10 protein-coding genes and 1 tRNA gene are annotated in these 13,031 nt (G+C 26.9%); 10 read left to right on the top strand and 1 reads right to left on the bottom strand.

The features are described 5' to 3' along the window. Positions 1-109 precede the first annotated feature (109 nt). The 8 genes from ACXYRN_RS01380 (at position 110) to ACXYRN_RS01345 (ending at position 11,456) form a co-directional block, all read left to right on the top strand. Positions 110-4,018: an Ig-like domain-containing protein gene (locus tag ACXYRN_RS01380; RefSeq protein ID WP_458607385.1), complete on the top strand. Its 3,909-nt coding sequence runs from the start codon at positions 110-112 to the stop codon at positions 4,016-4,018. 552 nt (positions 4,019-4,570) lie between these two features. Beyond that, positions 4,571-4,816: a hypothetical protein gene (locus ACXYRN_RS01375; protein WP_458607384.1), complete on the top strand. Its 246-nt coding sequence runs from the start codon at positions 4,571-4,573 to the stop codon at positions 4,814-4,816. Between the two features lie 179 nt (positions 4,817-4,995). Further along, entirely contained in the window at positions 4,996-5,133 is a 138-nt protein-coding gene (locus ACXYRN_RS01370) for a hypothetical protein (RefSeq protein WP_435129896.1), read from the top strand. 44 nt (positions 5,134-5,177) lie between these two features. Further along, a complete protein-coding gene (locus tag ACXYRN_RS01365) occupies positions 5,178-7,049 on the top strand; it encodes a class III lanthionine synthetase LanKC N-terminal domain-containing protein (protein ID WP_458607383.1) in 1,872 nt (623 codons plus the stop codon). Further along, positions 7,033-8,595, top strand: a complete 1,563-nt coding sequence (locus tag ACXYRN_RS01360; RefSeq protein ID WP_458607382.1) for an ATP-binding cassette domain-containing protein — start codon at positions 7,033-7,035, stop codon at positions 8,593-8,595. Before ACXYRN_RS01365 ends, ACXYRN_RS01360 begins: the two co-directional genes overlap by 17 nt. Beyond that, a complete protein-coding gene (locus ACXYRN_RS01355) occupies positions 8,595-10,193 on the top strand; it encodes an ATP-binding cassette domain-containing protein (protein WP_458607381.1) in 1,599 nt (532 codons plus the stop codon). The genes ACXYRN_RS01360 and ACXYRN_RS01355 overlap by 1 nt, the downstream gene beginning before the upstream one ends. A 151-nt stretch (positions 10,194-10,344) precedes the next feature. Then, positions 10,345-10,566, top strand: coding sequence for a TM2 domain-containing protein (locus tag ACXYRN_RS01350; protein ID WP_458607380.1), 222 nt, complete (start codon positions 10,345-10,347; stop codon positions 10,564-10,566). Positions 10,567-11,144: 578 nt separating this feature from the next. Next, positions 11,145-11,456 carry a thioredoxin family protein gene (locus ACXYRN_RS01345; RefSeq protein WP_458607379.1) on the top strand — a complete coding sequence of 104 codons (312 nt, stop codon included), beginning with the start codon at positions 11,145-11,147 and terminating at the stop codon, positions 11,454-11,456. 12 nt (positions 11,457-11,468) lie between these two features. Here the strand turns inward: ACXYRN_RS01345 and ACXYRN_RS01340 are convergent. Next, positions 11,469-11,544, bottom strand: a tRNA-Thr gene (locus ACXYRN_RS01340). Between the two features lie 283 nt (positions 11,545-11,827). Between ACXYRN_RS01340 and ACXYRN_RS01335 the strand changes: the two genes are divergently transcribed. Continuing rightward, positions 11,828-12,166 carry a deoxynucleoside kinase gene (locus ACXYRN_RS01335; RefSeq protein ID WP_458607410.1) on the top strand — a complete coding sequence of 113 codons (339 nt, stop codon included), beginning with the start codon at positions 11,828-11,830 and terminating at the stop codon, positions 12,164-12,166. A 156-nt stretch (positions 12,167-12,322) separates the two neighbouring features. Then, on the top strand, positions 12,323-13,031 hold a 709-nt coding region (locus ACXYRN_RS01330), incomplete at its 3' end, for a restriction endonuclease subunit S (protein ID WP_458607378.1).

Raw genomic sequence — 13,031 nt, 5'->3', positions numbered from 1 at the left:
TAAATAAAATAGAAAGTGTTTTATTTTTAAAAACATTGTTTTTATAATAAAACAAATTTACTAGAAAATAAAATTTTATAAATATTCAAATAATGTAAAAGGAATAATTATGAGGAAAAAGAATAAATTACTTACATCACTTTTATTTATATCTGCTTCTACCACAGCGATAGCAGCTAGTTGTGGAAGTCAAAGTTCAACTACTAAACCTAAAACACCTGAAGAAGGAAAAACACCAGGTGAACAACCCAAACCAGGAGATCAAACCCCGCCTGACGAAGGAAGCAAACCAGGTTCTGAGACACCAAAACCAGGCAATGGTGAAACAACCAATCCAGGTGAAGCAACTAACCCAGGACAAGGAAGTGGTTCACAAACACAAAATCCAGGTGGTTCTAACGAAAGCGGTGATAAACCAAGTGATGGTTCAGGGACAGGTTCACAAACTACACCACCAGAAAATGGTGGACAAAATTCAGGTAGTGGCCAAGGAAATGTTGAAACAAAACCTGGTAATGGTAGTGAAAACCAAACCACACCCCCTGGTAATGCTAATGAACAAAATCCTAGTGATACAGATGATTTAGATGAAGAACAAACTTCTAAACAACCTGCAAGTATTTTAGATATAGATGCAAATAATTTACATAGTGAAATAAACAAAGAACTTGTTTTACCTTCTAAAGTCAATGCTCTTTATAGTGATGGAAGTAAAAAGGAAGTTGATGTTACATGAGATAGTGCTAAGGTTGATAAAACCAGAGCCGCAGTCTACCAAATAACTGCGACAGTTGATGGTAAATCATTTGTAAAAGAATATGAAGTATATACCTTTGAAAATGCATATCAAGTCGAAAGTCCTTATATAACGGTATATGAAAATGATTCAATTAGTTTGCCTGCAACAGTAAATGTGTTTTCTAAATATGATAGTAAACCAGAAGCTGTAACTTGAAATTCTACAACTAATGTTTCAACTGCAAACGGAACATCAAGTGATATTCAAATCAAAGGACATTTAAATGCTTATGCTGATAAAGAAGTTACTACTTATTTAAAGGTTGTTGATAGTAATTACACTACAGGAACACAAAATATTGTAAATACAACCTCATCTGATCCCTATCATGCAACTGCAACGGCTGTGCCGTCACAAACTGGTATAGAAAAAATAGTTGATGGAACTTGAAATAACAGAGATAATAATTCTAATAACTGAGTAGGTGATCGTCAAGCGAATGCTCAGACAGGTCAAATTACAATAGATTTAAAGACTGCGCAAGATATAGGTGGTGTTAAGTTATTTATGTTTGCTGATTATAATACTGGAACAAATGGGCCAAAAAGTCTATATATTTCAACTTCAGAAGATGGAGTTAATTTCCATCGGGTATTTAATCAATCAAAATATTCTGATTTTACATTAGTAAATTCATCTACTGTCGGAGTTACTAATGAAAATAATTCTAATAATTATAAGATTACTTTTGAAAAAGTACATGCTAGATATGTTCGTTTTGATTATGTCAATTATCCAAGAACAGATGTACCGACAAAATCATATGTATTTGGATTACTTGAAGTATTTGTTTATGGTGCCACAAAAACTACTGGACATCGAACAAAGGATGCCAGCGATTCATTAGAATCGATAGTTGTAAAAGGTAATAGAGTTACATCTGATACATCAACATCGTTTGCTGCTGATAAATTAGATTATCAAGGAAGTAGTAGTTTTACAGATGGATTCCCAACAGAAGTTGATTTTAACCTACCAAATCCATCAAGAGCTAGAATGCAAACTTTTAGCATTCAAATCGATAAGTTTACTAAAAAATATTATGCTTTTGTATGATCGGAAACTGGAGTTACAAAAACATATACATATACTCATAAATTAATTAATAAATTAAAAACTGTAGCGTTCTCGGTTTCGGATATTACCATCGGACAAGCACAAGCAGTTGATGTTTCATTAGTTTTAGAAGATGGAAGTAAAATAACACCTGAGTGATTAGATAAGGATGGATTTAAATTTGAATTAGTTAATTCAAATTTAACTAATATTTTCTTTGATTATCAGGATGGACACTTTATCGGTAGGCACTTTACCATTAGTCAACCTGTGGTATTAAAAGTAAAATACCAAGGAGTTGATTATACATCTGCACCAGTAAATATTAATGTTAATGAAACACCTGGTTCAAATGCTTTTTATATGGATAATTTATCCGTTGCTAAGACACAGACTATTGATGTTTTAAAAGGTGATAATATAACATTACCTAAATACATCGAAGCAATTTATCCAGGTGATAAATATCCTAGATGAATTGATGTAACATGAGATAATGTTCCAGAAAAAGCAGATAAAGTAGGTTTTTATACATATAAAGGAACTGCATCATATCGTGGATTTACTCGTGATGTAACTGCTGCTGTTTCCGTACATGATTTGGTCAAAGTTGCAGATACACATATTGCAACATTATCTGGATATGCTCCTACCTTACCTACATCAGTTACTGTTTATGATGATTTAGGTAATTCATATACTAAATCTGTTACATTTGAAAATTTAACAGATGATGAATTAAATTCTGATCATATTGTTGAAAAAACAGCAACAGTTACAGGAATAAATTTAACAGCAAAATTATTTGTACGTAAAGTTCCGAGAACTGCTACCACAAAAACAACTGTTGTTTCACAAAAAACATCAGGAAGTTCCGATTTATTCCCTGCTGCATTTGCTTCATCTACTATGAGTGCAAGTACATCAAGTGACAATTCTACTACTGTAACATATAATGTAGATTCATTAAATGATGGAACTGCTGATGCATCAACAACAACTCCTATTTGAAGCAATAATCATAATGTAACTGCACAAAATAAAAATCAAGAAGAAAGTAAAAATACACAAGAAAATTCAGGAGCAACAGGAGAAGGTGGTTCTGCTTCTCCGGTGAAACCTAATGAAGGACAAACAACTGAAGAGTCTTTGAAAAGTAAAACACAGAAAGCTTCACCAGATAGTAGTGCTGAAGGTTCATCAGTTTCAGAACCTAATACTCAATCAATGGAAGTATCAACTGTTGCAGAACCACAAGATGGAGAAACTGTAAAACAAACACAAGATACACCAGCAAAAGTAAATGAAAATTATGTTGGTATAGCTTTTGGTTCAACCACATCAGCATCAGTTAAAATAGATCGAGTTAAAGTGTGATTTGCAGCAGCTGATGATGCTAAGAAAGTAGGTATTCCTACAACTGTTAGTGTCGAATATTTATCATCAGCAGTCACAGGATTAACCGATTCTACAAAAACTCAATTATCTAATCTGAATGATAATTCATCAACTGCAACAAACTTAAAAACAGGTACCTGAACCCACATCACCTTACAAAACCAAAACCCTACTATTAAACCAAATGATTATACTGAGTTAATCTTTGCTAAACCAGTTGATGCATATGCAGTAAGAATAAAATTTACTTTACCGAATGGATCAGATGCAGTAGTTATTAAAGAACTGCAAGCGTTATCACCTGATACAAATGTAACAAAAGAAAGCACCTTTACATTAAATGTAAAATATGCAAACAATAATTATCCAGGATTTAATGAACATCCAGAAATTACTGATTATACATTAGCAGTTGATCAAAGTCTTAACTTATTAACATTTTCTGCAACAAATAATGCTAATATTTTTAAATCTTATCAAGATGAAACCCTAACAGTTGTTGTAACATCTGAAGATGGAAGTATGTCAAAAACTTATAAGTTTAAGACTAACACAGCAGATGCTTTGATCAAAGAACGCAGTGATATTAGTAAAAAAGTCAGAAGATTGCTAAGAAAATTTGCTGATCGTGAATATACTTTAACTAAAGGAACTGAAATTTATGCAAAGGCATATAAAGTATATGGAATGAGCAAAACAGCAAAACTTACTGAATTACAAAAAGCCTGAGATGATTTACAAAAATTAATGAATTCAAATAAGTAGCAAATGCTACTTTTTTGAATCAAATTTATATGGTTTGTGTAAATTTAATAAAATTGTTTTATGGAAATTTTATTATTGGTAATTACAGAACCTTTTAAATATTTATGAGGGTTTCTGTAAAACCTTTTTGATATACAAAGTTGAAAAGGCTCAACAGAAAAAATTGAATCAATAGAAATTTTTGTTTATTTACCAATAATAAATATTGTTTTCTTAGTTATTAGCATACTTAATGCGTTAAGAATCATTCCGAATCCTACAATATGGTTATTTTCATATAAGGTGAGTTTACTGACTTTAATTGCTATCTATATTGCAGCTGAAACGGCATTTATAGTTATTTATATTATATATTTAGGAAATAATATCAAAGAAAATGGTTGGATATGAATTTTATTTTCCTGTATACTGATGGTATTTTTCTTAATTGTCAGTATTTGATCGTTATATGATTTTTATTGGTTTGTAATTGATGTAATAAAAAACTTTTCTGTATGATTTCCGTTTATTACAGGCTTTGTCCAATTTTTAATCGAATTATTGTATACTTTAATGATTGCATCAGCGTTCTTTATGTTTGCATCTCATATTTTAATGGCTGCATCAATGTTTGAAAATCATAAGTTCTATGGACCTTGAAAACCGATACAAAGTTTATCAATGTTTTCTATAATGATTATTCCGATAATAGCAATTGTTTCATTTATTTTGCTTGTTGTGCTTATTGTGCTTTCAATCATTTTACTCTTTATATTATTATACTGAGGTTTAAAACTACTAGCAAACATTGCTAAATAAATTTCAAAATATATTTAACTATAAAGATCGTATGTGGTATAATACATATGAGTTATATGAAAATTTGAATTAAAACTATAAGTTTTATTGCAATACTTTTGTATTAAATTTCATTACAATATTTAAAACCTTAATATTGTAATTTTATATAACTTATAAAATGAAAGGGGATTAAGAAAATGGAACTCTTTAACTTTGATTTAGTACAACCACATACTATGGAAAAGATTTTACTTGCTGAATCTTCATCTGAAGTTGCTACATTAGAATCAAAAAGAATTATCACAATCATCTGTCCAATATTTCCGAGATGATAAATTTATCATATTGATTTATAAAATAAGGAGTCAAAATTAGAAGTTTGATTAAAATAAAAAGATTTTATGGTAAGTTTGATGACAGATGAGATATTTATAATGATGAAACTTTTGCATATTATAAATATCTTAAAGCAAAACTACCTGATAAAGGTTGAAAAATACATATTTCAACTAATATAAAATCTTATAATGATATTCTGCAACGAGTAGTTGCATTTTGTAAGATTCATAACATAAGTTTTAAATATATCCAAAATTATAAGGTTTTATATCAGAGTTTATTTGAAAAACAATTAAACAATCTGACTGGTAAATTTATTACTATTTATCCTACAAGTGCAAAAGAAGCAAAAGAAATAATTATTAATTTATATCTAATTTTAAAAGAATTTAAAGCACCTTTGACATATTCAGATAAGCAATATAAAAAGAGTATTATTCATTATCGATATGGCAGTATTAGTAAAAAAGATGAGAGCGATTATAAAAAAATTGTAAAAATGTATAAACCTGCTGATATCAAAGATTTATTTTACAGTAAACCAAATTCTAAAATAATTAATGGTTATAACTTAATAGGCTTAATAACATTTGATTCATTTTCTAATATATGATTAGCAACAAAGGATAAACAAAAATATGTTATAAAAGAAAGTAAAAAATACTTTTTAAACGGCGAAAACCTTAAAGCAAGAGAGAAAGAATCGATAATTGCATCAATATCAGAAATACCGAATTTTCCGATTTATGTTGAGAAATTCTGAAATTCACAAAGTATTTTTTATGTATATAAATATTGCGATGGAAAACAACTAGATCTATATAAATATGATTATAATTTGCTTTATGATATTAATAAAGCAAAACAAAATAAAGTTATTGATTTAATTGATGCATTTAGAAGTTTCTTTAATACATTAAAATATAGTTCAGTTGTTTTAAACGATGTGAAAATGGATAATTTTCTTTATAATGAAGATAAAAAGATGCTCTATTTTGTTGATTTAGAACATTCACAATATCATAAAAGTTCATCACCAATGAATGTTAAAAATCCTTATTGTAATACTAATAATTTAACACACTCTACAGATAAAATGAAGATTTTCTATATGTTATTAGATTTTCTATTTGATTATAAAAAAGATTCTTCCTTAGATCCATCAGATTATTTATCACTCATTTTTTATTTGAACAACTCGTATGAACTCTTAAACATTGCAATTTTTTTATTTAAAGTATTTAATAGAAAACTAACTATTAAACATTTTGATTCGTTGTATAACCTTGAAATAATAAATGAAATCTTTGGCAATAAAAATGATTTATTACCAGCGATTTCAAGTATAACTGATATATTTAATTACCTAAATTTAAGATTAATTTATAGCAATTTTGCTTTCCAAAGTATTTTACAAGTTCTTATTGATATAAAAACAAGTTATGAAGCAAAATTAGTCCTTGAAAAATGATATAAATCTATAAAAGAAAAGTTAGATTATAATCTGTTTTATGATACAGGAAATTATCATTCACCATATTTAATAAACGGAAGTGCAGGAATTTTATATATTTTGCTTTTTGCTAAATATAAGTTTAATATCCATGACTTTGATGAAGAAATTATGTTAATTTCTAATAAGTTATTCAAATCATTTACAAGAAAAATAAGTTTAGCAAACGGTTATGCAGGTATTTTATTAGTGCATTATCTTTATGTTGAATTATATAACATTAATAATGATAAAATCAATAAGCATATAGCATTTATAAACATTTGTTTAAGGGATCAAAAGATCATTGATTATGACAAAAGAGAAATAGATGCAAGTTTTTGAAATGGGTATCAAGGATTGCATCTGCTTTATAAAGTCTTTAAATATAGAAAGGAGAAAGTTGAAAAGACTATTTAATAATAAACCTTTGTTGTTTTATATCTTTATTTTTAGTATTATTTCAGTTGCAGCATCATCGATAGTTGTTTATTTTATTGCTTCATTGATTGATAGTGTCAAAAGTGGTGATAAAGCATTATTTCAAACAAATTTAATAGTTGTTATCTCTTTAACTGTTGTATTTTTAGTTGCTACATTGATGCAGTTAATTCTGAAGAATAAATTAAAACAATATGTTAGTACATTGTTAACTAAAGGAGCAGTATCGAAAATTTCTACTTTGTCATCGCATGAAGTCACCGAAAACAAGGAAGGTAGATACTTAGTTTGAATAAACAAACGTGTACCCGAGCTACAAGAATTTTTATTTACAAGCCTTTTTGATACAGTAATAGGTGTCTTTGTGCAAGTTGCAACATTGATTGTTATGTTTGTGATAAGTTGAAAATTTGCTTTAATCGGACTTGCAATATTGTTAATTTCATTTATTTTTCCCTTCTTTTTATCAACAATTGCTGGGAGAATGCATAAGAAATTTATGTTTTCAATGGAATCTCATGTTGCAACATTACAAAACATCTTTAATGGATTTAAGTTCTTATGATATTTAAATAAACCTGAAAAATTATTTGATTTTATCGATGTGACATTAAAAAAATGATTAAAAGATTTGGATAAAACACAAAGTACCGTTATCAAATTAGAAGTAATCAATAGTGGTTTTCAATATATCTCATATATATTAATGATGTTTATTATCGGTTACTTTATTTTCTACCAACATGAACCACTTGGTGCAATATTTGCTGTTCCTGGCTACTTTTATACCCTTTCAATTCAACTGCGTTATACAATTTATGTAAATCAAAATTACATTGCTTATAAAAGTTATTTAAAGGATTTTAGTAGTGAATTTGTTGCTTCAAACAAAGATAATGCAGTGATAAATGTAGAAAAAATTCGAATAACTAATTTGAATTTTGCTTATGAAGAAAATGTAATTTTTAAAGACTTTAATTTTACCTTTTATAAAGGTAAAAAGTATGCAATAGTAGGTAAATCTGGATCTGGTAAGTCTACATTATTGAATTTAATTTTAAAGCAACTTCATGGATACAATGGAAGCATTAAAGTAAACGATCAAGAAATCAAAGATATAGATGTAAGTGTATGAAATAATTCATTTACATATTTAAATAGCAACGAGAATGTATTTTATGATAGCATATATAATAATGTCACTTTATGAAAAGAAAATATGCAAGATCAAGTTAAATTAGCTCTAAAACAAGCTAATTTAACCGAATTTAACCTAGATTATGTTATAGAAAGCGACACATCCTTATCTACTGGGCAAAAACAAAGATTAAATTTTGCTCGTCATTTTTATCGAAACAAAAATCTTTTAATTTTAGATGAAGCAGCATCAAATCTTGACAAAGAAAATACAAAGGATTTATTTCATAAATTAATGCAAAATCCAGATTTATTATTAATTAACTGTACACATCATCTTGATGATGCTAGTTTATATGATGCAGTAATTAATTTAGAGGTAGCATAATGAAAAATGTTATATCAAAAATAAAAACACCATTTTTGTTTTTTGTTTTGGTTGCTATCATAGTTAATAGTTTTCAATTTGTTTTATCTATCTTAGAAGGTTATGCAGTTAATGCTGTTATCGGGCAATACACATTTGTTAAAAATGATGCATTTTTAAGTTTTGGTATTTTATTAATTGTAATTGTGGCTGCATATATTATGTCATCGATAAGCACCTATTTTTATTATATGCTTTCAAATAAATTTGGGATATATACAGCAAAATCAGTTTCTAGAATCTTTTATAACCAATTATTTCAAGCAGATTCGAAAACAAAATCAAATTATTCATCGCAACAAGCCTTTGAACAAGTTTTTAATAATGCAAATGCAATCGCATATAATTCACTGCTTCCACTTGTAAACTTTTTATCTACTGCGATAAATTTAGCTGTAATATTGATTTTCTTTGGATTATCCAACATCATCGCATTTGCTTTTGTAATAGGAATTTTACTTTTATCAGCATTACCTAACTTTATCTTTTATAAAAAAATTAGTTGATATGTTGAGCAAAATCAATTAGCATTAAATCAATTAACATCAAAATTAACTTACTACTTAAAAAGATATTTATTATTATATTTTTCAAACAATCAAGAACTCTTATATAAGTTTATTGAAAATGAAGTAAAAGAATATTATCAAAAAGTTTATCATTTTGATAATATTAATGTTTGAAATAACAATTTATCAAATGCTATTACTGAAATAGGTGTGATTGTAGGTTTAATTGTGTTAGGATTTTTATATATAAAAAATCCATTATCAATTTCGATTGGTTTAATATATACCTTTAAAAAAGGAATGGATGATAGTAAAGACAACTTTTCAAAAATGGTTGATGGAATAAAATATGTATTGGCTTCAAAGGTTTTATATAAAATGCTAGACCTTAACTTTGATAAAGATCGTGGAAATGTAAAAATGCAACCTGTTGAAAGCATACAAGTTAAGAATTTAACTTTTGGATATGAAAATAAGCTTTTATTTAATAATTTCAATTATACCTTTAAAAAAGGCAAAAAATATGCTATTATTGGGCCATCTGGTTGTGGAAAATCTACTTTATTAAATTTACTTATTAATAATATCAATGATTATCAAGGACAAATATTAGTTAATAACACTGATGTAAAAACCTATACTGATGCATCGATTAAAGATAATTTAAGTTATTTGAATGCAGAAAACTTTGTTTTTGATGTTAATCCATTTAATAATGTTTCGTTACTTGAAAATAACGAAGAAAAGGTTCTAAAAGCACTTAAACAAGCATATATGGATGAAGAAGTAATACAGAAGTTTAAGGATAAAGATTTTGATTCATATAATAATTTATCATTAGGACAAAAACAAAGATTAACTCTTGCAAGAAGTTTTTATCAAGAAAAGGATGTGATGCTATTAGATGAAACATTATCTAATTTAAATAAAGATTTATCAGATAAGATTTTAAATACTTTATTAGAATCATCAAAAACAATTTTGCTAGTTTCACATCATTTAAATACAGAGCAATTGGAAAAATTTGATGAAGTTATAAAGTTAGGTTAATAAATTAATTTCGGTTCATGTGAACCGAATTTTATTTACTTTTCATATATTTTCCATATTTAGCTTCTTAAATATAGCAGATTTTGACCAATCTGTTTTTTTTTTTTTTTTTTGTTTAAAATTAAAAAAAACACAAAAAAGAAAGGAAAAAATGACAATACAGTCTCCAAAAAGTAATTTAGTTGCATTAATCCTGTGCATTTTTCTTGGTGTCATAGGAGCACATCGTTTCTATGTTGGTAAAGCAGGAACAGGAGTTTTATTTTTATTAACTCTTGGTGTAAGTTTTGTATGATGAATAATAGATATCATCATGATAATTTCAGGAAGTTTTACTGATAAATCTGGTGCTTTCTTAAAATGAAGTAACTAAATAAAACCAGTCCATTGATATGGACTGATTTTTATAAAACAAAATAACAATAATAAATTTTACGAATAATTGATAACGAGAAATAAAAAAATGAATAATATAAAAATCTTTACAAAGGAGGTAAAAAATGATATTTTGGATCCAAGCAAGTCGAAAGACGAAAGATATGCGATTATAAAAAGGGTCAAAAAATCAATAAGGATATCGCAAATATTAAGAAAGGAGCGATAATATTATGAATATAAACTTCAAGGATATCTATACATTAAACAAACAATGGTTGAAAACGAGTGAACTAAATTATTAATTTTTGCTTGCATCCATAATAATTATTTCACATTTTGTTATAATAATTAGAATTTGATATTTTTAAGCAAGTTTTTATTTATATTTTGTGAAAAAATATCATAATTTTTATTTTGGATAATATGATATGTATAGATAAAGATTGTGTAAAGTTCTTAAAAATAAATTTAATTTTATAAAAAGTTAATTTTTAGCTAAAAAAATACGAAAAAATTAACTTTTTATAAAATTAGTATATAATAAATATATAAATTAGAAAGGAAACAAAAAATATGTTAAGAGAATCAAACAAAGAAGAAGTTTTATCAGAACTTCAAAAACCAGGAGACAGATTAGTAGTTTTCTATGCCGACTGATGTGGGCCATGTAGAATGTATAAGGGTTCTTTACAAGAGTTAGCAGATAAAGACAATTTTGAAGTTTTAAGAGTTAATATAGATACTCATAGAGCTTTTGCTAAGGAATCAGGAACTGAATCTATACCTTATTCAAAATTATACAGAAACGGAAAACTTGTAAAAGAATTTACTGGTTTTAAACCATATGATGTATTAAAAAATGATATTCAAGAATATTTAAAATAAAGGTATAAAAAATGGTGCCGACAACTGGACTTGAACCAGCGACCCCGTCCTTACCATGGACGTGCTCTGCCTGCTGAGCTATGACGGCAACTTCTGATATTATACCATTTTTAGATATAAAATAAAAGATTAATTTTGGACTTTTATGTCTGTATATTATCTTTTTTACAACTTTTAAAACAGTTAAGAAATGAAATAAATTCTTAACTGTTTTTTGTTAAAGATTTGGTTAATATGACTCAGAAGTAAAATAAATTTCTTGCATCTTTGATTTTGAAACGAATTTTCATTTCTCATAAAGTTTTTTGAGCATTGCATCTATGAATATATCTTTATTTATATCAACTTACTGGTAAAGAAACGATGAGAGTTTAAAAAATCATAATCATAAACGACACCACATCTTCTTAGATCGCTTTAATGTTGAACATCATATTTTTGCAACCGTTACACTTGAGCAAAAACCAACAAAGTATCTAAATGCATTTAATGCTTTGTTCGATTATATTATAGATTTAAAAGATAACCCTGATTTAGCAATTTTTTTAGATGCTGATTTTGATGTAATTAAAAATCGCATCCTAAAAAGAGGTAGAGATGTTGAAATTAAAAACTTTGATTTGAATATAGATTATTTAAAAAGATTACATCAGTTATATCGTCCTTTGCTTGAGAAATTGGTGAAAAATATAATATTCCTTATAAAATAATTAACACAAATGATTTAGATGACCATCAAGTGTTAAAAGAAGCAACAAAAATTATAGATCGATTTGTTTACGAAAAATAGATATCAGATGATATCTAGTTTTTGTCTATTTAAAAATTGATATTTTTAAATATAATTATAAAAAGAAAGGATAGAAATGGACAAAAAAGTACCTAGTTTGAGGTTTAATGGATTTGAAGATGAGTGAGAACAACAACTTTTTAAAGATATTTATGTTTTAGGTAAATCTGGTGGGACTCCTTTAACAACAAATAAAAAATATTATTCAGGAAATATACCTTTTTTAACTATTAAAGATATAACAAATTCAGAAAAACTTATAAAAAATACAGAAAAAAGAATTTCTGAAGAAGGTTTAAATAACTCTAACGCTTGATTGGTTCCAAGAAATTCATTAAATATGTCTATTTATGCTTCTATAGGAAAAATAGCGATTAATAAAGAAAATTTAGCAACAAGTCAAGCTATTTTTAGTTTTATTTTAAAAAATAATAAATTGCTTGATTTTTATTTCTATAATTTATTTTTTAAAAATTTTAAAAGACACTGAAATAAAGTATTATCAACAGGAACTCAACCTAATTTAAGTAGCGAGATGGTTAATAAAGCAAAAATTTGAAAATCATCAAATGAAAGAGAAAATATTTTAATAGGAAGCATATTTTCTTCTTTAGATTCTCTCCTTTTGCTTCATCAGCAAAAATATGACTTTTTAATGAACATTAAGTCAACTTTGCTATCTAAAATGTTTCCTAATCAAAACTCAAAATTTCCTAATATTCGTTTCTCTGAATTTACTCACGCTTGAGAACAGGAGGTTCTGGAATCGCTCTTTGATTCATATG

It is taken from the genome of Mycoplasma sp. 4423, from assembly GCF_054353855.1.
The sequence above is the reverse complement of the archived record's forward strand: the minus strand, read 5'-3'. Positions and strand labels throughout refer to the sequence as shown.